The sequence below is a fragment of the Nonomuraea sp. NPDC000554 genome, from assembly GCF_040300065.1.
Lineage (GTDB): Bacteria > Actinomycetota > Actinomycetes > Streptosporangiales > Streptosporangiaceae > Nonomuraea.
On record NZ_JBEPDC010000012.1, the window covers coordinates 219,827 to 245,297 of the forward strand.

General features: G+C 70.7%; 21 protein-coding genes, 1 pseudogene and 1 riboswitch. Of the genes and pseudogenes, 11 read left to right on the forward strand and 11 right to left on the reverse strand.

The window, feature by feature from the left end; all coding sequences use genetic code 11:
* The first annotated feature begins 84 nt into the window (after positions 1-84).
* The 5 genes and pseudogenes from ABT294_RS23680 (at position 85) to ABT294_RS23700 (ending at position 6,744) form a co-directional block, all read left to right on the forward strand.
* Positions 85-2,712, forward strand: coding sequence for a putative bifunctional diguanylate cyclase/phosphodiesterase (locus tag ABT294_RS23680; protein ID WP_350808409.1), 2,628 nt, complete (start codon positions 85-87; stop codon positions 2,710-2,712).
* A 190-nt stretch (positions 2,713-2,902) separates the two neighbouring features.
* Positions 2,903-4,657, forward strand: a pseudogene (locus ABT294_RS23685) (acetolactate synthase large subunit); the annotation flags it as partial.
* Positions 4,654-5,178, forward strand: coding sequence for an acetolactate synthase small subunit (gene ilvN, locus ABT294_RS23690; RefSeq protein ID WP_350808410.1), 525 nt, complete (start codon positions 4,654-4,656; stop codon positions 5,176-5,178). The pseudogene ABT294_RS23685 and the gene ilvN, both read left to right, overlap by 4 nt.
* 22 nt (positions 5,179-5,200) lie before the next feature.
* Positions 5,201-6,184: a ketol-acid reductoisomerase gene (gene ilvC / locus ABT294_RS23695; protein WP_350808483.1), complete on the forward strand. Its 984-nt coding sequence runs from the start codon at positions 5,201-5,203 to the stop codon at positions 6,182-6,184.
* A 185-nt stretch (positions 6,185-6,369) separates the two neighbouring features.
* Positions 6,370-6,744, forward strand: coding sequence for an STAS domain-containing protein (locus ABT294_RS23700; RefSeq protein WP_350808411.1), 375 nt, complete (start codon positions 6,370-6,372; stop codon positions 6,742-6,744).
* A gap of 14 nt (positions 6,745-6,758) precedes the next feature.
* On the opposite strand, the gene ABT294_RS23705 is transcribed toward ABT294_RS23700, so the two are convergent.
* The 5 genes from ABT294_RS23705 to ABT294_RS23725 form a co-directional block, all read right to left on the reverse strand.
* Positions 6,759-7,169 carry a hypothetical protein gene (locus ABT294_RS23705; RefSeq protein ID WP_350808412.1) on the reverse strand — a complete coding sequence of 137 codons (411 nt, stop codon included), beginning with the start codon at positions 7,167-7,169 and terminating at the stop codon, positions 6,759-6,761.
* A gap of 261 nt (positions 7,170-7,430) precedes the next feature.
* Positions 7,431-8,240, reverse strand: a complete 810-nt coding sequence (locus ABT294_RS23710) for a CAP domain-containing protein (RefSeq protein ID WP_350808413.1) — start codon at positions 8,238-8,240, stop codon at positions 7,431-7,433.
* Between the two features lie 341 nt (positions 8,241-8,581).
* Positions 8,582-8,845 (reverse strand): type II toxin-antitoxin system Phd/YefM family antitoxin, encoded by a 264-nt coding sequence (locus tag ABT294_RS23715; protein WP_350808414.1) that lies wholly within the window; start codon positions 8,843-8,845, stop codon positions 8,582-8,584.
* Between the two features lie 89 nt (positions 8,846-8,934).
* On the reverse strand, positions 8,935-10,479 hold the full coding sequence (gene dacB, locus ABT294_RS23720) for a D-alanyl-D-alanine carboxypeptidase/D-alanyl-D-alanine endopeptidase (protein WP_350808415.1): 1,545 nt from the start codon (positions 10,477-10,479) through the stop codon (positions 8,935-8,937).
* A 137-nt stretch (positions 10,480-10,616) separates the two neighbouring features.
* The gene (locus ABT294_RS23725; RefSeq protein WP_350808416.1) at positions 10,617-11,168 is read right to left on the reverse strand and encodes a DUF1707 and FHA domain-containing protein; all 552 of its coding nucleotides are present in this window, start codon (positions 11,166-11,168) and stop codon (positions 10,617-10,619) included.
* A gap of 88 nt (positions 11,169-11,256) precedes the next feature.
* On the opposite strand from ABT294_RS23725, the gene ABT294_RS23730 reads away from it, so the two are divergent.
* Genes ABT294_RS23730 through ABT294_RS23740 form a run of 3 tightly spaced genes read left to right on the forward strand, consistent with a single transcriptional unit; the run spans position 11,257 to position 15,043 of the window.
* On the forward strand, positions 11,257-11,772 hold the full coding sequence (locus ABT294_RS23730) for a PadR family transcriptional regulator (RefSeq protein ID WP_350808417.1): 516 nt from the start codon (positions 11,257-11,259) through the stop codon (positions 11,770-11,772).
* Positions 11,769-12,449, forward strand: a complete 681-nt coding sequence (locus ABT294_RS23735; RefSeq protein WP_350808418.1) for an ABC transporter ATP-binding protein — start codon at positions 11,769-11,771, stop codon at positions 12,447-12,449. Before ABT294_RS23730 ends, ABT294_RS23735 begins: the two co-directional genes overlap by 4 nt.
* Positions 12,446-15,043 (forward strand): FtsX-like permease family protein, encoded by a 2,598-nt coding sequence (locus tag ABT294_RS23740; RefSeq protein ID WP_350808419.1) that lies wholly within the window; start codon positions 12,446-12,448, stop codon positions 15,041-15,043. The genes ABT294_RS23735 and ABT294_RS23740 overlap by 4 nt, the downstream gene beginning before the upstream one ends.
* Before the next feature lie 76 nt (positions 15,044-15,119).
* Here ABT294_RS23740 and ABT294_RS23745 read toward each other — a convergent pair whose 3' ends face one another.
* Positions 15,120-15,974, reverse strand: a complete 855-nt coding sequence (locus ABT294_RS23745; protein ID WP_350808420.1) for a hypothetical protein — start codon at positions 15,972-15,974, stop codon at positions 15,120-15,122.
* 239 nt (positions 15,975-16,213) lie between these two features.
* Between ABT294_RS23745 and serA the strand changes: the two genes are divergently transcribed.
* On the forward strand, positions 16,214-17,803 hold the full coding sequence (gene serA / locus ABT294_RS23750) for a phosphoglycerate dehydrogenase (RefSeq protein ID WP_350808421.1): 1,590 nt from the start codon (positions 16,214-16,216) through the stop codon (positions 17,801-17,803).
* Positions 17,804-18,377: 574 nt separating this feature from the next.
* Here serA and ABT294_RS23755 read toward each other — a convergent pair.
* The 4 genes from ABT294_RS23755 to ABT294_RS23770 are packed head-to-tail and all read right to left on the reverse strand — an operon-like array spanning position 18,378 to position 22,269.
* Positions 18,378-19,286 (reverse strand): ROK family protein, encoded by a 909-nt coding sequence (locus ABT294_RS23755; protein WP_350808422.1) that lies wholly within the window; start codon positions 19,284-19,286, stop codon positions 18,378-18,380.
* The gene (locus ABT294_RS23760; protein ID WP_350808423.1) at positions 19,283-20,467 is read right to left on the reverse strand and encodes a sugar ABC transporter permease; all 1,185 of its coding nucleotides are present in this window, start codon (positions 20,465-20,467) and stop codon (positions 19,283-19,285) included. Before ABT294_RS23760 ends, ABT294_RS23755 begins: the two co-directional genes overlap by 4 nt.
* The gene (locus ABT294_RS23765; RefSeq protein ID WP_350808424.1) at positions 20,464-21,183 is read right to left on the reverse strand and encodes an ATP-binding cassette domain-containing protein; all 720 of its coding nucleotides are present in this window, start codon (positions 21,181-21,183) and stop codon (positions 20,464-20,466) included. The genes ABT294_RS23760 and ABT294_RS23765 overlap by 4 nt, the downstream gene beginning before the upstream one ends.
* Entirely contained in the window at positions 21,184-22,269 is a 1,086-nt protein-coding gene (locus ABT294_RS23770) for a sugar ABC transporter substrate-binding protein (protein WP_350808425.1), read from the reverse strand.
* Positions 22,270-22,370: 101 nt separating this feature from the next.
* On the opposite strand from ABT294_RS23770, the gene ABT294_RS23775 reads away from it, so the two are divergent.
* The gene (locus ABT294_RS23775) at positions 22,371-23,534 is read left to right on the forward strand and encodes an ROK family transcriptional regulator (RefSeq protein WP_350808426.1); all 1,164 of its coding nucleotides are present in this window, start codon (positions 22,371-22,373) and stop codon (positions 23,532-23,534) included.
* A gap of 12 nt (positions 23,535-23,546) precedes the next feature.
* Here ABT294_RS23775 and ABT294_RS23780 read toward each other — a convergent pair whose 3' ends face one another.
* The gene (locus ABT294_RS23780) at positions 23,547-24,104 is read right to left on the reverse strand and encodes a C40 family peptidase (RefSeq protein WP_350808427.1); all 558 of its coding nucleotides are present in this window, start codon (positions 24,102-24,104) and stop codon (positions 23,547-23,549) included.
* A gap of 52 nt (positions 24,105-24,156) precedes the next feature.
* Positions 24,157-24,293: riboswitch (cyclic di-AMP (ydaO/yuaA leader) on the reverse strand.
* A gap of 99 nt (positions 24,294-24,392) precedes the next feature.
* Here ABT294_RS23780 and ABT294_RS23785 point away from each other — a divergent pair.
* A complete protein-coding gene (locus ABT294_RS23785; RefSeq protein ID WP_350808428.1) occupies positions 24,393-25,439 on the forward strand; it encodes a 3-isopropylmalate dehydrogenase in 1,047 nt (348 codons plus the stop codon).
* Positions 25,440-25,471 lie beyond the last annotated feature (32 nt).

Genomic DNA, 25,471 nt, shown 5'->3' on the forward strand with positions numbered 1-25,471 from the left:
TCGGCGTTGTCACCACTCGCGCACCCGCAACCGCACACACTGGCGATGTCAATTGCCGGTATCAAGACGGGATGGGCAACGACTGTGATCCGCTCGCGTGATCCACGGGCACCACTGGCCGCCGCGGCGGCGGCCGGTGCCGCAGGGTTCGCGGCCGCGCTCCTAGCGGGCGGCCCGGCCCTGCTGACCGGTGCGATCGCGGGGCTGTTCACGGCGCTGCTCGCGGCCGTCTCGCTGCTGGTCGCCTCGGTCAGGCAGGCGGGGAACCGCGCCGCGACGGGCGCCCGCTGGATGGGCGGCGGCGCGGTCGTCTGGGCCGCGGGCGTGGGCGTCAGGCCCGCGGCGGAGAGCTCCAGCTTCGGGGTGAGCTTCGCCGACCTGCTCGTGCTGGTCGGCACCGTGATGCTGGCGGGCGGCGCGCTCATCGCGGCCGGCCGCGGCTGCCCGGCCCGGGTCGTCTTCCGGCAGGTCACCGACTCCTACCTGTCCGCGGCCTCGCTCTTCCTGATCGGCTGGGTGGTGACGCTGCGGCACGTCTACGCCGACGCCGCCGACCCGGCCGTGTTCACCTTCGCCATGCTGCCGCCGATGATCTCGCTGCTGGTGACCTGCGCGATCGTCCCGTCCGTGGTCACGGGCAGGTCGAACTCGTGGCTGCTCAGCCTGGCCGGGCTCGGCGTCCTCGCCACCACCACGGTCGCGGAGGCGGGCGCGGCGATCGCGCGGCTCGACGGCTCCACCCCGCAGGTGTGGAGCCTCATGCTCGCGCCGGTGGCGTTCCTGCTGCTGGCCGCCGTTCCCTGGGGCCGTCGCGTCCTGGAGTCGCGCAGCCCGCTCGGGCCGGCCGTCGGGAACCTGGTCTCGATGGTCCCGCTGGCGCTGGTCGCCGTCGCCACCTGCACGATGCTCGTCCACCTGGCGGGCGGTCGCGAGCGGGAGCCCGTCACCGGCATCGTCGTCCTGGCCGCCTCCACGGTGCTGCTCCTGATCGTCCGGGTGTTCGTGCTGGAGGGGGCGACCATGCGGCTGCGCAGGCTCGTCTCGCTCGGCGACCGGCAGCTGCGGGAGCTGGCCGAGAGCACCGGCGACGTTGTGCTGCGCTGCGACTACGACGGGATCGTGCGGGAGATCGGGCCGGGCGTCGAGGCCATGTACGGCTACCGTCCCGAGGAGCTCGTCGGCGGGACGATCTTCGACTACATCCACCCCGAGGACGTGCCCGGCATCCAGGCGGCGCTGCGCGCGATGGGCCTCGACGACGAGGGCGCGACCCCGGGCGCCTGCATGCTCGCCTGCCGGGTGCGCGCGTCCGACGGCACCTGGCGGCCCACGGAGTCGGTGGCGACCTGGCGCGTGGGCGGTGAGGAGATGCTGCTCGTCACCACCCGTGACGTGAGCGACGAGGAGGCGCTGCGCAACCAGGTCGCGCACCTGACCTTCCACGACGGGATCACCGGGCTGCCCAACCGCGCCTACTTCGAGGAGCGCACCCGCGAGGTGCTGTCCGGGCGCACGGCCGGGCACGTCGCGGTGATCTTCCTGGACCTCGACGGTTTCACCTCGGTCAACGACTCGGTCGGGCACGCCAGCGGCGACTACCTGCTCGGGCAGGCCGCCCGCAGGCTGCGCGGCGCCGTACGTCCCGACGACACGCTGGCCAGGTGGGGCGGCGACGAGTTCGCGGTGCTGCTGGAGACGGGCGGTGAGGCGCAGCTCGCGGTCGACCTGGCCGAGCGGCTCGTCAGGGCGGTCTCCCAGGAGCCGTTCCGGGTGGCCGACCGCGATGTGGCGCTCACCGCCAGCGTCGGCGTGGCCTTCACCGAGGAGGAGATGCCCGCGGGCGACCTGATCCGCAACGCTGACGTGGCCATGGCGCGTTCCAAGGAGCTGGGCGGACGCCGGGTCGAGGTGTTCGCCGCGCAGATGCACGCCGACGTGGTGCGCAGGCTGGAGTTGGCCGCCGATCTCCAGCGGGCGCTGATCGAGCAGCAGTTCGCCATCGAGTACCAGCCGGTGGTCGACCTGGCGACGTCCAGGGTGACGGCGGTCGAGGCGCTGGTGCGGTGGTGGCGCGGGTCGGTGTTCGTGCCTCCCGAGCAGTTCCTCGGCCCGGCCGAGGACACCGGGCTGATCGTGCCGCTGAGCGAGTGGATCCTGCGCGAGTCGTGCCGCGAGGTGGCCGCCTGGCGGGCCTCGTCCTGGGACATCGGGCTGTCGGTCAACCTGTCGGCGCGCCAGATCACCGCGCCCAGGTTCGTCGAGACCGTCGAGGAGGCGCTGACGGAGAGCGGCCTGCCCGCGTCCGCGCTGACGCTCGAGGTGATCGAGGAGATGCTGGTCGAGGACGCGGAAGAGACGATCAAGCGGCTGACCGAGCTGCGGGCGCTCGGGGTGCGGCTGGCCATCGACGACTTCGGCACCGGCTACGCCTCGCTGGCCTTCCTGCGGCAGCTCCCGGTCGACATGATCAAGATAGACCCGTCGTTCGTCTCGGGGCTCGGCCGCGACGAGACCCTGTCGCTGCTCACCCGGACGATCGTGCGGCTCGGCCACGACCTCGGCCTGATCGTGGTGGCCGAGGGAATCGAGCGTCCGGAGCAGCTCGAACTGCTGCGGGAGATGGGCTGCACGCGCGGCCAGGGCTTCCTCGTGGCCCGGCCGATGGCGGCCCGAGGGGTGGACTCGCTGATGCGGACGAGTCTCACTGTGTGAGACCTGTGTCCCACCAAGTTGACATGATGGCCTGATATGCGGCTACAGTGTGGCCATGCTTCGCAGTGAGATTCTCGTAGTACTTCGCCGGCGCGCGGGCCGATAGCGAAGCACTTCGACCTGCGCGCCGCCCCAGTCCCACCGCCGTGGGAAGGGGCATTTTTTATGTCCTGAACGCGAGAGCAGCCACGCAAGGAACGAGCCGATGACCGAACGGATGACAGGTGCACAGGCCCTGGTGAGGGCGCTGGAGCACGTGGGAGTCGACACCGTGTTCGGGATCCCGGGCGGCGCCATCCTCCCCGCCTACGATCCCCTCTACGACTCGACCAAGGTCCGGCACGTGCTCGTACGGCACGAGCAGGGCGCCGGTCACGCGGCCGAGGGCTACGCGCAGGCGACCGGCAGGGTCGGGGTCTGCATGGCGACCAGCGGCCCAGGCGCCACCAACCTGGTCACCCCGATCGCCGACGCCTACATGGACTCGGTGCCGATCGTGGCGATCACCGGGCAGGTGGCCACGTCCATGATCGGTACGGACGCGTTCCAGGAAGCTGACATCTCCGGCATCACCATGCCGATCACCAAGCACAACTTCCTGATCACCGATCCCGAGGACATCCCTCGCACGATCATGGAAGCGTTCCACATCGCCTCCACCGGGCGTCCCGGGCCCGTGCTGGTCGACATCGCCAAGGACGCGCTCCAGGCCGACACCACCTTCACCTGGCCGCCCACCATGCAGCTCCCGGGCTACCGCCCGGTCACCCGTCCGCACTCCAAGCAGATCCGCGAGGCGGCCAAGCTGATCGCCGAGTCCAGGCGGCCCGTCCTGTACGTCGGCGGCGGCGTGCACAAGGCCGGCGCCTCGCCGGAGCTGCTGCGGCTGGCCGAGCTGACGAACATCCCGGTCGTCACCACCCTGATGGCGCGCGGCACGTTCCCCGACAGCCACCCCCAGCACATGGGCATGCCGGGCATGCACGGCAGCGTCTCCGCCGTCGGCGCGCTGCAGAAGTCCGACCTGATCATCGGGCTGGGCGTGCGCTTCGACGACCGGGTGACCGGGCAGCTCTCGTCGTTCGCGCCGAACGCCAAGATCGTGCACGCCGACATCGACCCGGCCGAGATCTCCAAGAACCGCCACGCGGACGTGCCGATCGTCGGCGACTGCAAGGAGGTCATCAGCGACCTGATCGGCGCGGTCGAGGCGGCCGGGGGCCAGGGCGACTACGGCGACTGGTGGGCGCTGCTCAACGGGCTGAAGAAGACCTACCCGCTCGGCTACGAGGAGTTCGAGGACGGCTCGCTGGCCCCGCAGTACGTGATGCAGCGGCTGAGCGCGATCGCCGGCCCCGAGGCGTACTACGTGGCGGGCGTGGGGCAGCACCAGATGTGGGCGTCGCAGTTCATCGGTTATGAGAACCCCGGCACGTTCATCAACTCCGGCGGGCTCGGCACGATGGGCTTCGCGGTCCCGGCCGCGATGGGCGCCAAGATGGGGCGTCCCGAGTCCACGGTGTGGGCCATCGACGGCGACGGCTGCTTCCAGATGACCAACCAGGAGCTGGCCACCTGCGCGCTGGAGGGCGTGCCGATCAAGATCGCCGTCATCAACAACGGCAACCTCGGCATGGTCCGCCAGTGGCAGACCCTCTTCTACGACAAGCGCTACTCCAACACCGACCTGCAGACGACACGCCGCATCCCCGACTTCGTCAAGCTCGCGGACGCCTATGGTTGTGTCGGCCTGCGATGCGAGCGCCCCGAGGACGTCGACGCGACCATCAAGAAGGCCATGGAGATCAACGACGTGCCTGTCGTGGTCGACTTCGTGGTCCACCAGGACGCGATGGTCTGGCCGATGGTCGCGGCAGGCACGAGCAACGACGACATCAAGATCGCCCGGGACATGGCCCCGGTCTGGGACAGCGAGGACTCATGAGCAGGCACACGCTCTCGGTGCTGGTGGAGAACAAGCCCGGCGTACTGGCCCGGGTCTCCGCGCTCTTCAGCAGGCGAGGCTTCAACATCGACTCGCTCGCGGTCGGGCCCACCGAGCACTCCGACATCTCCCGCATGACGATCGTCGTCAGCGTCGAGGAGTTGCCGCTGGAGCAGGTCACCAAGCAGCTCAACAAGCTGGTGAACGTGCTCAAGATCGTTGAGCTGGACCCGACGCAGTCCGTCCAGCGCGAGCTGATGCTGATCAAGGTCAAGGCCGACGCCGAGAACCGGTCCAGCGTGCTGGAACTCGTCCAGCTCTTCCGCGCCCGCTGCATCGATGTGGCGGCCGACGCCGTGACCATCGAGGTCACCGGCACCACCGACAAGCTCGAGGCGTTTGTCAAGGTACTCGAGCCGTTCGGTATTAAGGAACTAGTCCAATCGGGCATGGTGGCCATCGGCCGCGGCGCCCGTTCCATTACCGACCGGTCCCTCAGGGCACTGGACCGTACCGCCTGAAAGGTATATGCAAGTGACCGAGATCTACTACGACGACCAAGCCGACCTGTCCATCATCCAGGGGCGTCACGTGGCCGTGCTGGGGTACGGCAGCCAGGGCCACGCCCACGCGCTCTCCCTGCGTGACTCGGGCGTGGACGTGCGGGTCGGCCTTCCCGAGGGCTCCAAGAGCCGCGAGAAGGCGGAGAACGACGGTCTGCGCGTCCTCACTCCGTCCGAGGCGGTGGAGGAGGCCAACCTCACGATGATCCTGGCGCCGGACCACATCCAGCGCCACCTGTACGCCGAGCACGTCGCCCCCAACCTCGTCGAGGGCGACGCGCTGTTCTTCGGCCACGGCCTGAACATCCGCTACGGCCTCATCGAGGCCCCTGAGGGCGTCGACGTCTGCATGGTCGCCCCCAAGGGCCCGGGCCACCTCGTCCGCCGCCAGTTCGAGGCCGGGCGCGGCGTGCCGTGCCTCGTCGCCGTCGAGAAGGACGCCTCGGGCAAGGCCCTCGACCTCGCGCTGTCGTACGCCAAGGGCATCGGCGGCACCAGGGCCGGCGCGCTGCGCACCACGTTCACCGAGGAGACCGAGACCGACCTCTTCGGCGAGCAGGCCGTGCTCTGCGGCGGCGTGTCCGAGCTCATCAAGGCCGGCTTCGAGACGCTGATCGAGGCCGGGTACCAGCCGGAGGTCGCCTACTTCGAGTGCCTCCACGAGATGAAGCTCATCGTCGACCTGATGTACGAGGGCGGCATCTCGAAGATGTACTGGTCGGTGTCCGACACCGCCGAGTACGGCGGCTACACCCGCGGCCCGCGCGTCATCACCGACGAGACCCGTCAGGAGATGCGCCGCATCCTGGGCGAGATCCAGGACGGCACCTTCGCCAGGCAGCTCGTCGAGGAGTTCGACAGCGGCCAGACGGAGTTCAAGCGTCACCGCGAGGAGCTGGCGAACAACCCGATCGAGCAGACCGGCGCCAAGCTCCGTCCGATGATGAGCTGGCTCAAGGCCTGACCACCTGCTCTCGCCACGGGGCGCCTGCCCCGCCCCGTGGCGAGGTGAGGGGCGCGACGATCGAGTGGCGTGCCCCGGCGGAGAGGATGATCGAACCGCGAGTATCGTTCCGCGCGGCCAACCGAGCGCATACGATGGGCGGGAAGATCCGAAACGCTCACCTCCCCTGCCTGCTGGGAGTTCTGATGGCCGGGCTGACCTGTACCTGCCAGCACCTGCCCGGCGTGACCGTGATCGCCGCGGGCGGAGACCTGGACCACACGACCGTCGGTCAGTTCGACGTCTTCGTCAGCGAGTCGCGCCAGCAGCCGGGCGATCACCTGGTGTTCGACCTGGCCGAGGTGCGCTTCATGGACAGCGCCGGGCTGCGGGCGCTGCTGAACGTGCACGCCTTCGCCGGCAGGCACGGCGGCACCGTCCGGCTGGCCGTGCTGCAACCCATGCCCGCCAGGCTCGTCCGGGTCACCCGGGTCGAGGAGCATCTACCTGTGCACGGCACCGTCGACCAGGCGCTCACGGCCGCCCTGTCCACCGTGGAAACCCCGCGGCCGCCGTCCTGACCACCGCGGGCCGATCAGTGGCGGACCCCGGGTCGGCGGACCGGGCAGGGATGGTCGGTGTGCCTGTTCGGGCAGCAGATCATCGCCACCGCGGTGAAACGGCCGCCTGACAGCCATTCGCCCCACTGCACGTCCACGCCGCGCGGCAGCACCTCGGACGCGTTCTCCAGCCGGGTACGCAGCCCGACGCCGTTCGGGTGGGGGAGCGCGGCGCTCAGCTTCGCGTACTGGGCGGCCAGCCAGCCCACGGCGGGCTCCACCTCGTCGAAGGTGGCGACGATCCGCGAGGACGGTTTCGCCAGCCAGTCGCCCGTGCGCATCGGCGGCAGCGGCGAACTGAGGAACTCCGGCGAGTCGAGACGGCGCTCGTCCTGCCTCTCCTGCTCCTCGCCGTCGCCTGTCCAGGTGTAGGCGTGCCAGTGCATAGGCCCCCCTACGAGTGCGTGCGCTCATAGGAGTTCTTCCCCTGTACGGGGGCCTGATCACGAGGCAAGGGGGAGGCCACGTTCGCGGGGCAGGTTCGGAGGGAGGACCCGTTCGCGGGGCAGGTTCGGTGGGCGGGCCCGGCCGCGGTCCGCGTGCGGGGGGAGGCGCGGCCGGGCCCGCTGGGAAGGAGCGCCGGTCCGGGCGGTGGGATCCGTGCGCTGTGCGCGCGGCGGAGGCTCGGCGCTCCCTGGCAGGTGGGGTCAGTGCGCGGCGAACACCTGGGTCCAGTGCGGTCCCTTGGCGTGGTAGCCGACGCCGATGTGGGTGAAGGCGCAGTTCATGATGTTGGCCCGGTGCCCGGGGCTGTTGAGCCAGCCCTGCACGACCGCGTCCGCCGTCCGCTGGCCCATGGCGATGTTCTCGCCCCAGGTGCTGATCGGCGCGAACCCGGCCGCCTTGATCCGGTCGCCGGGCGACCGGCCGTCGGGTGCGGTGTGGTCGAAGTAGCCCTTGGCGGCCATGTCGGCGGAGTGCCCCTGTGCGGCGGCGCGCAGCTTCGGGTCGTGGACGAGCGGCTTGCACCCCTTCTCGGCCCTGGCCTGGTTGGTGAGCTGGACGACCGTGTCCTCCACCGACGACCCGGTGCCGGTGGCGGTCGCGGTCGGAGTGGGAGTCGGGGTCGGGGTCTCGGTGGTGGGGCTCTCGCAGGACAGGGTGACCGCCCCGGACCGGCTGGACCCGCCCTTGGAGTCGAGGGCCACGACGTAGTACCGGTGCGGGGTGTCGGTGCAGCGGACGCGCGCGACGATCCGTCCGTTGGTGATGGTCTTGGAGCCGCTCTTGACGGCCCGGTCGGGCCCGGGGACGGCCTTCATGACGCGCACCCGGAGACGGGCCTGCCCGTCACAGCCGACTCTGGTGGCCGCGCCCGCCACCATGCCCTTCGAGTCGAGGGACGGCTTGGCGGCCACGACGCGACACGAGGAGGTCGCCGCCTGGGCGGCGGGCGCGGGGATGCTCACTGCCGCCAGACTTCCGAGGCAGGCGAGTACCTGGAGCTGTCTGCGCACGTTGTCCTCCGATGGGGGGTTAGACGCTGCGTCGAACCCGCATTCTGGTGCGTCCGTGCCCCCTTTGTCCGCAAAAGCCACCCCAATACCTGGAGTCCCAGGTGTCCAAATCGTAATAACTCGCCCTCTGGCCTCGGTAAACCCTTGATCCCCTCCGAACGTCCGGGGGGCCGCTGGCGCGGGCAAGTGCACACGGCTCAGTCGGACGCTGATCGGCACGCCACGGCTCTCGGGCGAGGGCTCCAGTGATCAGCTCCCATGCGGCAGCCGCCACGGCTTCGGGCAGCCCCGATGTGGGGCTCGCCGAGCGGGTGGTCCCAGAAGGACCGCGTATCGGTCGCTCACACGCTCGCTTTGCCGAGGCGGGCTGCCATCTCCTCGGTGGTCACGTCGCCGCGTGCCTCCGCAGCCGCGGCCTCGGCCAGGTCGGCACGTGTCTCCGGATCGGCGAGGATCTCCAGGGTCTCCTGCAGGGACTCCCGCTCGGCCACGGACGCGATGACGGCATGTGGCCGCCCGTTCCTGGTGGGCGTGAAGTGGTCGTGTTCACGAGCGGCCAACTCGGTGAGGCGGTCGTTCGCTTCACTGATGGGAATGGTCTCCACGGCACCATGCTGCCTCGATAGCTGCACTATCGGCCGAGTTTCCGTCATAGAGGTCCCGGGCCTCGCGTTCGAGACCCGGGACGTTCCGGTCAGCACTCAGCGGGCTTGAGCCAGGAGCATTCGAGGTCGGACGAGGTCGAGGCGGGCGCCTCACGGAGCTGCGTGGGAGCGTTGACGGCGGCGCTCCGGGAGAACTGGGCCAGACGCACCGCGATCTTGTCCTCGATGTCCTTCGGCGAGCCCGACAGGTACTGGTTGAGCATGATGGAGAACGCCAGCGGCTCACCCTCGGCGCTCGTGACGTACCCCGACAGCGACGTGACGCCCGTCAGCGACCCGGTCTTGGCGTGCACGTTGTTCGCCGCGGGCGTGCCCCGCATGCGGCTGCGCAGCGTCCCGCCGACGAAGCGGTCGGCGTTGCCCGCGATGGGCAGCGCGTCGTACCAGGTCTTGAACCACGGCTTGCCGCGCACGGCGGTCAGGAGCTGCGCGATCGAGCCGGGTGAGAAACCGTCGCGGCGCGACAGGCCGGATCCGTCGCGCATGTTGAGCACCTGCACGCCGTTGGCCTTGGCGAAGTCCGTGGACACCTTGAGCCCGGCCGCCCAGGTGCCCTGGTTGGCGACCTTGCGTCCCATGGCCTTGGTGAGGATCTCGGCGTGCATGTTGTTGCTCAGCTTGAGGAACGGCACGAGCAGCTCGCTCAGCGGCATGGACTCGTGCTTGGCCAGCTCGGACGCCCCGGACGGGGCCGCGCCGGTGACCGTCGGCCCGAGCACCGTGACGCCGTGCTTGGCCAGCGCCTTGCGGAACAGGGAGGAGACGTAGCGGGTGGGGTCGTCCACGGCGACCCACTCCTGGTACGGGTCGGCGACGGTGCCGGTGATCACGACCGTGTTGGTGGAGTGCTGCCGTTCGATGAGCACGTCGGTCTCGGAGCCGACCGTGGCCTTGTTGACGATCTTGAGGTAGTCGGTCTCCGGCGTGGTGGTGACCTTGACCTTGTCGCCCGACGCCGCCACCGACACGATCACCGACCCGGCGTCGTAGTCCTTGTCCGGGGACGCGGTCAGCGCCGAGATCTGCGCCGCGTAGTACGCGGTCTCGTCGTCCCAGGCCCAGTCGCTGCCGAGCCGGACGGAGTCGAACCAGGTGTCGTCGGCGACCAGCTTGCCGGTGACGACCTTGACGCCCGCCTCGGCGACCTTGGCGGCCAGCGCGTCGTAGTCCTCGGCCAGCATGGTCGGGTCGCCGGTGCCGCGCAGGACGAGGTCGCCGGTCAGCACCGAGCCGGCCTTGCGTCCGGTGTTCAGCACAGTGGTGGGGAAGCGGTAGTCGAGGCCGAGCGTCTCGGCTGCGGCGGCGGAGGTGAACAGCTTGGTGTTGGACGCGGGGGTCATGAGCTTGCCGGCGTCGGTGGAGTAGAGCTCCTCGCCGTTGGCGGCGCTCTTGACGACCACTCCTGCCCTGGCGATCGTGAGCCGGGAGTCGGCGAGTATCTGGTTGATGTCCTGGGTCAGGTCGGCCACGCCCGCTGAGGGCTCGAGCGCGACCGCGGGGGAGGAGGGGCTGGACGCCCACGCGAGGGCCGCGACGAGCGAGCCCGCGACGAGGGAGGCTGAGGTGCGCCGCATGGGGTCTCCAAGGGACTGGGGGGTCTCGCCTCGGATCATGAGTCAGCGCGAGCGGCTTGTAATCCGCAAATATCCGTATCTTTGGGCGGGCCGATGTGTGGCGGCGCGTTCCATCCGGGGATGGGGGCTTTCGGGGGTCAGAGGGACTGCAGGCTCGAGGTGAGCAGGAAACCGCAGTCGCCGAAGGAGACCTCGTCCCCCGACCTGATCCTGGCGGGCCCGACCAGCCGCCAGCCGTTCAGCCGGGTCCCGTTCAGCGACCCCAGGTCCACCAGGGTCCACTCGCCGTCGTCGGCGCGGCGCAGCTCGGCGTGCACCCGGGAGACGGTCAGGTCCGACAGGACGAGGTCGCAGGCGGCGCCGCGCCCGACCACGTAGCGGACGCGGTCGTCGTCCGGCAGGGCCAGCCGGGGCAGCCGCGGCCTGCGCCAGGCCGCCTGCAACCGGGTGGTGAAGTCGGAGACGGAGGAGACCATCTCGGTCAGCCGCTGCCTGACCGTGGGGCGCCGCGGCAGGTCGGCGACCAGTTGGTCCAGCTCGTGCCGGTTGCGTGCGCGCAGCGCCTGGTCCACCCGGCCGACGAAGGTGTCGTGGGAGATCCGGCCCTCCACGGCGCGGTCGCGAAGCTCGTCGATCGCGCGATCACGTTCCCCGTCGGATGCGCGAAACGGCGGCTGCGTCGAGCTCATGTCCAGAGTATCGGCCTGAACGGCGGGTCCTGTCCAGAATACGGCGATCTCTTGCAATGAGCATACTGAGTATGCATACTCGGTATTCATGTCGATCAGGCACGGACTGCTCGCGTTACTGAGCAATGGGCCGCGTTACGGCTACCAACTCCGGGTGGAGTTCGAGACGTCCACGGGGGCGACCTGGCCGCTGAACATCGGCCAGGTCTACACGACGCTCTCGCGCATGGAACGTGACGGGCTGGTCGAGCCCGGAGGGGCCGACGACCAGGGCAGAGCCGTCTACACGATCACCGAGGCCGGTCGGGGGGAACTGGAGCGATGGTTCAGCACCCCCGTCGACCAGTCCGACCGGCCTCGGGACGAGCTGGCCATCAAGCTGGCCATGGCCATCGCGGCGGGCGACGCGGATCTGGCCGCGGTGGTCCAGACCCAGCGCGCCGCCACCATGCGCGCCCTCCAGGACCTGACCAGGGCCAAGCGAACCGCCGCCAAGGAGGGGCTGGCCCAGCGGCTCGTCCTCGATTCAATGATCTTCAAGGCCGAGGCGGAACAGCGCTGGCTGGACCACTGCGAGGCCGTTCTCAAGGAGAAGAACACATGACTGTGGTGAGTCTGGAGGCCGTGACCCGCGAACACGGCCAGGTGCAGGCGTTACGGGGCGTGAGCCTGGAGGTCGCGCGGGGCGAGCTGGTCGCGGTGATGGGACCGTCGGGGTCGGGCAAGTCCACACTGCTCAACCTGGCGGGCGGCCTCGACAGGCCCACCTCGGGCCGGGTGACGATCGAGGGCCAGGACCTCGCGACCGTGAAGGACCTGGCCGCGCTCAGGCGCGGCAGCGTCGGGTACGTGTTCCAGGACCTGAACCTGATCCCGTCCCTGACGGCGGCGGAGAACGTGATGCTGCCCAGGGAACTGGGCGGCGTGCGGGCCAGGCAGGCCCGCCAGGAGGCGCTGGACGTGCTGTCCGCGGTCGGGGTGGATCATGTCGCCGACCGCTTCCCGCAGGAGCTGTCCGGGGGCCAGCGCCAGCGGGTGGCGATCGCCAGGGCGCTGGTCGGGGAGCGCCGCCTGGTGCTGGCCGACGAGCCGACCGGCGCGCTCGACACGGCGACGGGCGACGAGATCCTGCAACTGCTGCGCGACCGCTGCGACGCGGGCGCCGCCGCGCTGCTCGTCACCCACGAGCCGCGCTACGCGGCCTGGGCCGACCGGGTGGTGTTCCTGCGCGACGGGCAGCTCACCGACTCCGCCTCGGCGGGGCTGGAGAGCGCCCGGTGAGCGTCTTCCTGCGCATCTCCAGGCGGGACGCGCTGCGCTTCAGGGGCCGCAGCGCGCTCATCATGGTGATGATCGGCCTGCCCGTGCTGGTCTTCTCGGCCCTGCTCACCGGCGCGGCCACCTGGGACGTCAGCCCGCGCGAGGGCCTCACCTCCACGCTGGGCACGGCCGACGCGCTGATCCGGACGATCAGGGAGCGCGCCCCCGTCAACCAGGACGCGGCCGGCAGGCAGTACAGCACGTACGGTAACGAGTCCCAGCGGCAGCAGCCGCCTTACACGGCGGCCGAGATCAACACCCTGCTCCCGGGCCGCCTGATCCCCTACGACGAGGGCAGCGTGGAGATCCACCTGGCCGACGGCTACGACGAGGTCAGCGCGCTGGAACTGGACCTGCGCGACCCGCTGACCCGCGGGATCCGCCGCCTGGTGCAGGGCAGGTTCGCCGCCACCCCCGACGAGGTGACGATCACGCCCGCGCTGGTCGACCAGGGCGTGCGGCTCGGCGACACGATCAAGGTGACCCGGCGCGACCGTCCCGTGCGGGTCGTGGGCGTCATCGAGCACCCGCACAAACCGAACCAGCTGGAGGCCGTGAGCCTGCGGAACGTGCTGCTGCTCGACAAGAACGACGGGGCCGGCACCGGCTGGCTGGCCGACACGCCCGCCCCCGTCCAGTGGCAGGACGTGCGGCGGCTGAACGACGCGGGGCTGCGCGTCAGCTCCCGCGCGGTGATCGAGAACCCGCCCGCCCCCGTCCACCGGTACGCGGACGCGCGCATGTTACCCCCCATCGAACTGGGCGCCATCGACTCCAGCTCCGCCGTCGTCGGCTTCGGAATCGGCGTGCTGCTCATCGTGATGGAGACCGTGCTGCTGGCGGGGCCCGCCTTCGCCGTGGGCCTGCGGCGGCGGCGCAGGGAACTGGCCGTGATCGCGGCCCAGGGCGGGTCCCCCGCGCACCTGCGGAGGATCGTGCTGGCCGACGGCCTCGTCCTGGGAGGGTCGGCGGCTCTGCTGGGGGCCGCACTGGGCGTCGGTGCCGCGCTGCTCGGAGCGCCCCTCGCCGCGCGGTGGCTGGGCTCGCTCGGCCCGCCGGACGTGCCATGGCTCCAGGTGCTCTGCGTCGCCGTGCTCGGCCTGGTCAGCGGGCTGGTCGCGGCCGTCGTGCCAGCCGTGCAGGCCGCCAGGCAGAGCCCAGCCCAAGTGCTGGCGGGACGCGAGAACGAGGTCCGTGACCGCGCCGGGCTGCCGGTCGCCGGGGCCGTACTGCTGGTGCTCGGACTCGCCGCGACCGCGCTGGCCACCCGCAGGGGTTCGATCGCCATCCTGGCGACGTCCGTGCCCGTCGTGTTCGGGCTGATCGCCCTGACGCCGTGGCTGATCCGCGTCACCGCGCGGCTCGCCCCCCGCTTCCCGCTGCCGGCACGCCTGTCGATCAGGGACGCCGCCCGCCACCGGGTCCGCACCGCCTCGGCGACGGCCGCCGTCATGGCGGCCACCATGGGCGCGGTCGCCATGGGCATCGGCGTCACCAGCGCCTCCGCCGCCGTCGAGAAGGTGGCCCGCCCGTCCGCACCCGAGGGAACATTGGTGATCAGCGGGAACGGGGTCGACGACCAGGGCTGGGTCAGGATCCGCCAGGCGGTTGAGCAGAAGCTGCCGGGGCTGCCCCTGACTCCCGCGATGCAGGCGTACGACAAGACGGGGCACACCGTCGCCCTGGAAGTCGTGCTGCGTGGTCCGGGCTCCGATCCGGACTACAGCGGCCCCCTGCCGATCGGGGACGAGCGGCTGCTCGCCCTGCTCCAGGGACGGCGCGACCCACAGGCCGTGGCGGCGCTGGCGGCGGGCAAGGCCGTCGTGTTCGATCCGAACCTGGTGCGCGACGGCGCCCTGGTCATAAGCGTGCTGACCGCCGATGACAGCACTCCCCAGGAGTACGCCAAGTTCCGCATTCCCGCCGTCGTCGCCCCCGGAGCCGAGCCGAGACAGCGCGGCGCCGTACTCCCGGCGGCGCCCGTGAGGTCGGCGGGTTTCACCCTCGCTCAACGGGACCTCTACACCCTGCACCGTGACGCCCTGCATCGCCGGGACGAGATGGCGAGGTTCCAGCGCGACCTCAGAGCGGTGAGCAAGGACGTCTACACCTTCCTGGAGGAGAAGCCCGACGACAGCAGCATCTCGCAGCTCTGGATACTGCTCGGCGGGGCCCTCATCCTGGTACTCGGCGGCACGTTCGCGGCGACCGGCCTGGCGGCGGCCGACATGCGCCGCGACCTCGACACGCTGTCGGCCGTCGGCGGTCCGTCACGGACGCGCAGGCTGGTCGTGGCCGCCCAGGCCGGCTACATCGCGGGCCTCGGCGCGCTGGTCGGGACGGTCGCGGGCGTGGCCGTCGGGATCGCGCTCACCTGGCCCATGACACGGATGGGCGGGTTCCCCGGAGAGTCCCTGTTCGACCCCGGCTCTACCACGATCGCCGTGCCCTGGCTGTTCCTGGCCGGGGTGGTGCTGGGCCTGCCCGTCCTGGCGGCGCTGGTGGCCGGGCTGTTCACGCGGACGCGCCTGGTGCTGGCACGCCGTCTGGTGTGACACGGCGGCACCGGCACGCCAGAGAGACGACCGGCAAGGGGACCGCGGCCCTCCGCCAGGGCCGCGGTCGTCCTGGTTAGTCGCAGACGTTCGCGCAGACCACGTGCGCGCCGATCTCGATCATCCGGCGCTCGCTGCGGGAGTCCGCCACCCGCGCCATGAGGATCGGCGCGCCGCTCGCCGCGAACTGCGGCAGCCGGGCGCGGACGCCGCGGTGCAGGTCGCGGACCACGTCTTCGGCGGCCGACATGTGCACCTTGACGTGCAGCATGATGCCGGTGACGCCGGACGCGGTGCGGGCCTCGGAGATCCAGACGTGGTGCACCAGTGGGTAGTCCATGAGCAGCTGCGCGATCGCCTGGCGCAGCGCGGGCAGGATCGGGTGCGTGCACCGCCGGTAGCCGGGGTCCACCTGCTGCATCGGGCCCGACAGGTGCGGCCGGGGCGCCGGGATCCAGGGCAGCGCGGGTGCGTCCGGGGTGGGCGGGGCGACCTGCGCGAGCGCGCCTCCCCGCGACACCATGGCCATCGCGCCCGTCGCGTAGGCGGCGGGGGCGGCGCCCGACAGGACCGGCGTGGGCCCCGTCCTGGTCGTGGTGAGGAAGCGCTGGAGGTCGTCGATGGGGACGGCGGCGGCCGCCGGCCCCGCGGCGTCGATCACGATCTCCCGCACGCCGGTGACGCGCTGGATGTCGAGAATGGTGTCGGCGTCGCAGGCCGACAGGGAATGACTGCCACGGTGCCTGGCGTAGGTGGCAGAGCTGGTGTAGCCGAGCAGCACGCGATCGCCGGCCTGGGTCGTTCCCAGCACGACGGAGCGGTCAGGTCGCACGGCCACCAGGACTCCGCTGTCAGCGAGAGCTGCCAGCAGGCGGTGCGGGCCGCCGTGCTGGGCGAGCACGTCGGCAAGCGCAGGATTCCCGATGCTCATATGACGAACCATAGGTAGTCGGTCACGGCTTATCAGGCTAATGGTGAATAAATCTCCCGATCAAGACAAAGATGGGAGCGGAGTGGATGACTTTGCTCTCGCCTGGGTACGGCCCAGGCCGTCTCCATATCCTGGGGTCCCTCGTGAACACATTCACAAGCGCGGATAGAATCGGTGGGATCCGAGGGACCCGTCGCCGTGTCCCTCCCGCCCGCCGCATGCCCTAAGGATCCACACCCGTGAACAAGCCCGTCGTACTGGTCGCAGAAGAGCTGTCCGAGGCTGGCCTGGCTGTGCTGGCCGCCGACTTCGAGGTCCGCCACACCGACGGCGCCGACCGTTCCCAGCTGCTGCCCGCCCTCGCGGACGTGGACGCGCTGATCGTCCGCTCCGCCACCCAGGTGGACGCCGAGGCGATCGCCGCGGCGTCCAAGCTGCGCGTGGTGGCCCGCGCCGGTGTCGGCCTGGACAACGTCGACGTCGAGGCGGCGACCAAGGCCGGTGTCATGGTCGTCAACGCGCCGACCTCCAACATCACGAGCGCCGCCGAGCAGACGATCGCGCTCATCCTGGCCAGCGCGCGCAACACCGCCCAGGCCCACGCCGCGCTCAAGAACGGCGAGTGGAAGCGGTCCAAGTACACCGGTGTGGAGCTCGACGAGAAGGTCGTGGCCATCCTCGGTCTCGGCAAGATCGGCCAGCTCGTGGCCCAGCGCCTCCAGCCGTTCGGCGTCGAGCTGATCGCCTACGACCCGTACCTGCCGCCGGCCCGCGCCGCGCAGATGGGCGTCAAGCTGCTCAGCCTCGAAGAGGTGCTCAAGCAGGCCGACTTCATCACCGTGCACCTGCCCAAGTCCAAGGAGACGATCGGGCTCATCGGCGACAAGGAGCTGCACGAGGTCAAGCCGAGCGTGCGGATCGTGAACGTGGCCCGCGGCGGCATCGTCGACGAGGGCGCGCTGTACTCGGCGATCAAGGAGGGGCGCGTCGCCGGGGCGGGGCTCGACGTGTTCTCCAAGGAGCCCTGCACCGACAGCCCGCTGTTCGAGCTGGACCAGGTCGTCGTCACCCCGCATCTGGGCGCCTCCACGCACGAGGCCCAGGAGAAGGCCGGCACCCAGGTCGCCAGGAGCGTCAAGCTGGCGCTGGCGGGCGAGTTCGTGCCCGACGCGGTCAACGTCCAGGGCGGCGCGGTCGCCGAGGACGTCAAGCCCGGCCTGCCGCTGGCCGAGAAGCTCGGCCGGGTCTTCACCGCGCTGGCGGGCGAGGTCGCGACCAAGCTGGACGTCGAGGTGCGCGGTGAGATCGCCTCCCATGACGTGCGGGTGATCGAGCTGGCCGCGCTCAAGGGCGTCTTCACGGACGTGGTCGAGGACTCCGTGACCTACGTCAACGCCCCGCTGCTCGCCAAGGACCGCGGTGTCACCGTCGAGCTGGTCACCAGCTCGGAGAGCCCCGACTGGCGCAACGTGGTGACTGTACGCGGCGTGCTCGCCGACGGCCGCCAGGTCTCGGTCTCCGGCACGCTCTCCGGTCCCCGGCAGATCACCAAGATCGTCGAGGTCAACGGCTACGAGATGGAGATCGAGCCGACCGCGCACCTGTCGTTCCTGACCTACACCGACCGTCCCGGCATCGTCGGCGTGGTCGGCCGGCTGCTCGGCGAGCACGGCATCAACATCGCCTCGATGCAGGTGGCCCGCGACGTCAAGGGCGGCAAGGCGCTGATCGCGCTGACCGTCGACTCGGCGATTCCCGCCGACGTGACCGAGCAGATCGTGGCCGAGATCGGCGCCGAGAGCGGCCGCTCGGTGGACCTGGAGGACTGACCGCCTCCTCCGCTCACGCCAACGGCTGCCGCCCGGGATCGTCCCGGGTGGCAGCCGTTTCTTGTCTCAGCATGCGAGATAGTTGGACATCCTACGAGACAGCATTGCCGCCACCAGGTACTGTTACGAGAAATGCGCCAGGTTCTCGTACTTATTACCTGCCGCGGCGGGGCCTGTTAGGGCAGGTCGACGACCCGCCGCGGTGCTGCGGCGTTGCGTCGGCCATTAAGTCCCTTTCGTCCGGTCCGTGATCCGGACCTCACGAGTTCAGGCCCGGTTGGATTCGCGACCGGAGTCCGGCTTTCCCCATGACGCCTCCGCGAGAAGAGACGAGTCACACCATGTACGAGATGTACTCCTGGAACCACGCCGACGACCACGAGACCGAGGCCAGCGAGGCGCTGCAGACCGCGCTGGACCGCCGCGACAACGGCGGCGCCCCCCAGAACTCCGTCCGCTAACGCTTCCTCGGGCAGCGGGCGGCCAGGTCCGCCGCTTGTCCCGACCGGCACAGCCCGCCCGTCGGCGTTCGGCCGACCCGTGTTCGCGCGGGCTGTGCGAGGTTCTCCGCTGATCAGGCCGACAGTCCGGCAGCGTGGGCGGCGGTGTGGGCGAGGGCCAGGGCGCCGAGGAGCGGCGCGTCGTCGGTGAACCGCGCGGCCCGCACCTCCGGCGGGAACGGGACCGCCCTGCGTAGCTCGGCGGCGAGCCGCGGCAGGATCAGCTCGGCCGCCCCCATCATCCCGCCCCCCACCACCAGCACCTCGGGGTCGAGCACCACGCACAGGTTGGCCACGCTCATGGCCAGCGTCCGCAGCGCCTCGTCCACGAGAGCGACGGCCCGCGCCTGTCGCCCGGTGGCCGGCGCTGAGACCGGTCGGCCGGACAGGTGGAGCAGTTCCGCCGCCGTCGTCGTCCGGCCGAGGAGGGCGGTGCCGCGGGCGGCGAGCGCGCTGCCCGAGACGCGCTCCTCCAGAGGGACGCGGCCGTCGGCGAAGGCCGGCTCGCCGGGCGTCACCTGGAGGTACCCGATCTCGCCGGCCGCGCCGTGCGCCCCCGGCACCACCCGGCCGTCCACCACCGGCGCCGCCGCCAGGCCCGTCCCCAGGTTGAGGTAGACGCCGGTCGAGACGCCGCGCAGCGCCCCCCACCGCAGCTCGGCCGCCGCCGCCGCGTTGACGTCGTTGTCGATCGCCACCGGAACGGCGCCGTACTCCTCACGCAGCAGCCTCGGCAGCTCCAGCCCCTCCCACCCCGGGACGTTCGGCGCCAGCCGCACCACCCCGTCCCGGATGACACCGCAGGTCGAGAAGCCCACGGCGGACGGTGCGGCGTCGAGCGCACGGGCGGCGGCGAGCGCCCGCGCGAGCGTGTCGCCCCCCGTGTCGAGCCGGACGCGCTCCGAGAACGCCGGCCCGTCGGAGCCGGACACGCCGATGGCGACCTTGGTGCCTCCCACGTCGATGCCCAGGACCCGGCTCACCGGGCGGCGCCCCTGCGGGCGAGCGAGTCGATCGCCACCGCCAGCGCCAGCACCGCGGCCGTCACCATGAACCGCACCGAGGAGTCGACGCTGAGCAGGTACATGCCGCTGGTGATCGACTGGATGACCAGGACGCCGAGCAGCGCGTCGTAGGCGCGTCCGCGCCCGCCGAACAGGGAGGTGCCGCCGATGACCGCCGCCGCGATCGCCATGAGCAGGATGTCGCTGCCGCCCGACTGCTGGTTGACCGCCGACAGGCGGCTGGCCGCGAGGATGCCGCCCGCCGCCGTCAGCGTGGACGCCAGCATGAACGCCAGGATCCTGATCCGTGTCACGTTGATGCCCGCGCGCCTGGCGGCCTCGGCGTTGCCCCCGACGGCGTACAGGTGGCGGCCGAACACGGTGTGCCTGAGCATGAGGTCGAAGAGCACGACCAGGGCGCCGAAGATGATCAGCAACAGCGGCACGCCCCGGTCCGCCGACATGATCACCACTGCGGCGGCCAGCAGCACGAGCAGCCCGCCCGTCCGGACGAGCAGCCACCACAGCGGCGTCACCGACAGCCCGGCGGCCAGCCGCAGCCGCCGCGACGCCAGCGCCACCCCTCCCGAGACGGCCACCAGGCCCGCGACCAGCACCCACGACAGCCAGGACGGCAACCAGGTGTCGCTCAGCTTCGAGATGAACCCGGTGAACGGCAGGTTGATCGTGCCGCCCTCGCGCAGCAGGTAGAGCAGCAGCCCGAGCCAGCCCATCAGCCCTGCCAGCGTGACCACGAACGACGGCATCCGCAGCTTGGTGAACATCAGCCCGTGGACCAGGCCGATCCCGGCGCCGACCGCGAGCGCGAGCCCGATGGCCAGCAGCGGGTTCCAGCCCTGCTTGACGTGGACGATGGTCATCACGGTCGCGCACAGGCCGCTGACCGAGCCCGCCGACAGGTCGATCTCGCCGAGCAGCAGCACCATGATGATGCCGAGCGAGATCGTCCCGGTCGCGGCCATCTGCAGAGCCAGGTTGGTGAGGTTCTCCGGCGCGAGGAAGCGCTCGTTGAGCAGGCTGAACACGATCGCGATGGCGACCAGCCCGCCGACGACGGGCCACGCGCCGACGTCGCCCTGCCGCAGCCGCTCGACCGTGGCTTTCGGGGTGTACGGCTTGCGTACCAAGGTGTCGGTCATGCCCCTGCTCCCGTGATGGCGGCCACGATGTCCTCCTGCGAGGCTTCGGCCGTGGTGAAGTCGCCCGCGTTGCGTCCCAGGCGCAGCACCACCACGCGGTCGCTCACCGCTCGCACGTCGGCCAGGTTGTGCGAGATGACGAGCACCGCGAGGCCGCGCTCGCGCAGCCGCCCGATGAGGGCGAGCACCTGGGCGGTCTGCTCCACGCCGAGGGCGGCGGTGGGCTCGTCCAGGATGACCAGCCGCGGCTCGCCGATCAGCGCCCTGGCGATCGCCACCGACTGGCGCTGACCGCCTGACAGCATGGCCACGGGGACCCTGATGTCCCTGATGCGGACGTCGAGCTGGTCGAGCAGTTCACGGGTGGCGCGTTCCATCGTGATGTGCCGCAGCAGCGACCAGCGGCGCCGCTCGGTGCCGAGGAACAGGTTGGCCACCACGTCGAGGTTCTCGCAGAGCGCGAGGTCCTGGTAGACGGTCGAGACGCCGAGCGCCTGGGCGTCGTGCGGGTTGGCGATCCTGACGGGACGGCCGTCGAGCGTGATCGTGCCCTCGTCCGGGACGACGACCCCGGAGACGGTCTTGACCAGGGTGGACTTGCCGGCGCCGTTGTCGCCCATGAGGGCCGTGACCTCGCCTGCGCGCAGGTCCAGGTTCGCGCCGTCGAGGGCCTGGACCGCGCCGTACCGCTTGGAGATGCCTGTCGCCGAGAGCATTTACTGGATGCCCGCCTTCGCGCAGGCGGCCTTGACCTCGCCGGTGCAGATCTGGTCGGCCGTGTAGAAGCCGTCCTTCACGATGGTGTCCTTGACCTTGTCGGCGGTGACGGCGATGGGGTCGAGGAGGAAGGCGGGGATGTCGGCCGTGCCGTTGTTGACCTTGCTGGTGGCGGTCGGCTGCTCGCCCTTGACGAGGGAGACGGCCAGCTCGGCGGACTTCTCCGCCTCAGCCCTGATGTCCAGATATATGGTCATGTACTGCTCGCCGGTGAGGATGCGCTGGACGGCCGCCAGTTCGGCGTCCTGACCGGTGATGGGCGGTAGTTGCTTGTAGCCCGCGCGCTTCATGGCCGCGATCGCGCCGCCCGCCATGCCGTCGTTGGCCGAGAGCACGCCGACGATGTTGTCCTTGCCGATGGCGGTGATCGCCTGCTCCATCTGCTGCTGGGCCTTGTCGGGGCTCCAGTCGGGGGTGTCGAACTCCCTGCCGACCTTGACCTTGCCGTCCAGGACGCTCTTGGCGCCCTTCTTGTAGTCGGCCGAGCTGGGGTCGGTGGGGGAGCCGTGGATCATCACGATCTGCCCCTTGGCGGTGGTGCCCTTGGCGTTCATCGCGTCGAGCAGGGCCTGACCCTGCATCTCGCCCACCCGGACGTTGTTGAACGAGACGAAGTACGCGTAGTCGATGCCGGAGATCAGCCGGTCGTAGGCGACCACCGGGATCTTCTTCTGCTTGGCCTGGTTGACCAGCGGGGCCACCGCGTTCGCGTCGACGGCGTCGAGCACCAGCACGTTCGCGCCCTGGGTCAGCGCCGCCTCGACCTGTTGCTGCTGCTTGGCGGCGTCCTGCTCGGCGTTGCTGTAGAGGATCTTGCAGTCGGCGCAGAGCGCCTTGACCTTCGCTTCGAACAGCGGGCGGTCGAAGGCCTCGTAGCGCGTGGTCTTCGACTCGGGCAGGAAGAGCGCGATGGTCTTGCCGCCCTGCTGGTCCTGGGGTTTCGGGTTCGCTGTCGTCGTGTTGTTCCCGCAGGCGGCGGCCAGCAGGACCGCTGCGGCGGGGAGGAATAGCCAGGCTCGGTGCATCGCACATCGTCCCTTTCGAGTGTGCCGGCCCCCGGTGCTGGTAAGAAAGGTAGTTTACTACCAGCGTTGTTGGCTAGAGTTTGCCTGGAGGAGGACGTCACATGCGGGGTGAGCTGGGTAATCCGCGGTTGCTGCGGGTGCTGAACGAGCGCCGTCTGCTCGACCACCTTCACGAGCACGGCCCCGCGTCGCGGGCCGACCTGGCCAAGATCACCGGGCTGTCCAAGCCCACGGTCTCGGCCGCGCTCGCCGGGCTGGAAGAGGACGGCCTGGTGCACCTGGTCGGCGAGGTGTCGGGCAGGCCGGGGCCGGTGACCTCGCTCTACGACATGAACGCGGCGTCCGCGCACGTGGCGGGCGTCGACATCGGCCGCGACTGGATCAGGGTGGCGGTGGCGGACCTGCGCGGCACGTTCGCCGGCCGCACCGACGGCCGCAACACCGCGCGCAGCTCGGCCGAGCTGGCCGTGCTGGTGGGCGACCTGGCCAGGGCCGCGGCCGAGAAGGCCGAGCTCGACTGGTCCTCGATCACCTGCGCGGTCGTCGGCTCGCCCGGCGTGTACGACCCGGCGCTCGGACGCCTGGAGTTCGCCCCCAACCTGCCGGGGCCCGACCTGGCCGAACGGCTGCGCTCGGCGCTGGAGGTCGATCTCGTCATCGAGAACGACATCAACCTGGCGGCCGTGGGCGAGCACGTCTACGGCGAGGGGCAGGGCAAGGCGAACTTCGCGCTGGTCTCCATCGGCACCGGGGTGGGCATGGGGATCGTGGTCAACGGCGAGCTGTACGTCGGGGCGCGGGGCGCCGCCGGCGAGGTGTCGTACGTCCCCGCGGCCGAGGATCCGATCCCGTCCGACGACGCGCTGGCGCACGGCGCCACCGAGGCCGTGGCCGCCGCGCCCGGCGTGGTGCGGGCCGCCCGCGCGGCCGGGCTCGACCTCGCCACGGCCAAGGAGGTGTTCTCCGCCGCCGCGACCGGCGATCCGGTGGCCCGCTCGGTCGTGGAGGCCGAGGGGCGGCGGATCGGCGGCCTGCTGGTGGCGGTGGCGGCGGTGCTCGACCCCGAGGTGATCGTGCTGAGCGGCGGCGTCGGGCGCAACCTCGACCTGCTCGGGGCCGCGATCGAGAGCCGCGTGGCCGAGCTGGGGCCGCTGCGTCCGGTGGTGGTGGCGAGCGCGCTGGGCGACAGCGGCGTCCTGCTCGGCGCTGTCGCCCACGCGCGCGCCCGCGCCTGGGACCTCATCTTCGACGCTCGCCGGGGATGAGGCCGCTACGGGTCAGAACGTCGCTGTCGGCATGGCAGGGGCCGGTGTGGCGCGCTGCTTGCTGATCTCCTTCCAGAGCTTGACGCCCTTGGGGTCGGGACGGACGGCGCCGACGAAGGAGTCCTTGCGCCAGTCCGACAGCTGCTCCTCCTTCACGACGTCGCCCGTGTGCGGGGCGTGGACCATGTATCCGGGGCGGGAGATCATGCCCACGTGGCCGAGGCCGTGGAAGAAGACCAGGTCACCGGGTTTGAGGTGGTTCCAGCTGATCTTCTTGGAGAAGGCGTTGTACTGCTCGGCGGCGGTGCGCGGGAGCTCGATCCCCGCCTTCCCGTACGCCCGGAGCATGAGCCCGGAGCAGTCGTAGCCGCTGTCGCTCGTCCCTCCCCAGACGTAGGGGATGCCGCGCTTCTTCATGGCGAACTTGAGGGCGACCTTCCAGGCGGGGGTCGGGGTCTTCTTGATCTGGAGCTGCTTGAGCTGAGAGCCGGTGAGGGTGGTGGTGGGAGAGGAACTGGGGATGCTGTCGGGGGTGTCGGAGTCGGCGTTGGCAGGGGAGGCGAGGGCCATTCCGGCGGCTGTTGCTCCCAGGACGACGAGGACGGCGATGCGAGACAGGGGAGTGTCCTTCCATCTGGCCGACCGGGTTAGCTGACGGGCTCGGGCCTGGAAGTAGCCCTACGGCGATGCCGACTCGCCCCAGGTGAAGTGGGTCCCCGGCTCCACGCAGCCGTTGCGTGGATTAGGCCTGACGGACTCTAACGAAACGGTCAAAAGGTCGCAAATAGCTTAAAACGGACCGTCCGGACAGTGAGACGGTGTGTTCGTCAGCCGAGACGAGCCGGTAAGGTACCGTCCATGGAGTCGCGTAACATCCGCCTGGCGGTCATTCCTGGCGACGGCATCGGCGCCGAGGTCGTGGCAGAGGGGCTGAAGGTCCTCGAAGCGGTCGGAGTCAAGCTGGAGCCCACCCACTACGACCTGGGTGCCGCCCGCTACCACCGAACCGGCGAGACGCTCCCCGACTCCGTGCTCGAAAAGCTGCGCGGCTACGACGCGATCCTGCTCGGCGCCGTCGGCGACCCCAGTGTCCCGCCGGGCATCCTGGAGCGCGACCTGCTGCTCCGCCTGCGCTTCGCGTTCGACCACTACGTGAACCTGCGCCCGGTCAAGCTCTTCCCCGGCGTCGAGACCCCGCTGGCCGACACGCCGACCGAGAACATCGACATGATCGTGATCCGCGAGGGCACCGAGGGTCTGTACGCGGGCACCGGCGGCGTCATGCGCCGCGGCACCCCGTACGAGATCGCCACCCAGGAGTCGCTCAACACCGCCTACGGCGTGGAGCGCGTGGTGCGGTACGCCTTCGAGAAGGCCAAGTCGCGCCCGCGCAAGCAACTCAGCCTCATCCACAAGACGAACGTGCTGACCTTCGCCGGCGACCTGTGGCAGCGCACCGTCAACCGGGTGGCCGAGGAGTACCCCGAGGTCAGCACCGACTACTACCACATCGACGCGGCCTCGATGTTCTTCGTGAGCCAGCCCGAGCGCTTCGACGTCATCGTCACCGACAACCTCTTCGGCGACATCATCACCGACCTCGGCGCGGCCATCGCGGGCGGCATCGGCCTGGCCGCCAGCGGCAACATCAACCCTGAGCGCACCGCGCCCAGCATGTTCGAGCCGGTGCACGGCAGCGCCCCCGACATCGCCGGCCAGGGCAAGGCCGACCCGACCGCGACCATCCTGTCGGCCGCCATGCTCCTCGACCACCTCGGCCTGCGCGCCGAGGCGGCCAAGGTCGAGCAGGCCGTCGCCGACGACATCCTGGAGCGCCTGACCGGGTGGGCGGGTCGCACCACGCACGAGATCGGCGACGACATCACCGCGCGAGTATCGAGCTAGGGCCGCCTAGCTCCGCAAGCGCCTGGCGGTCC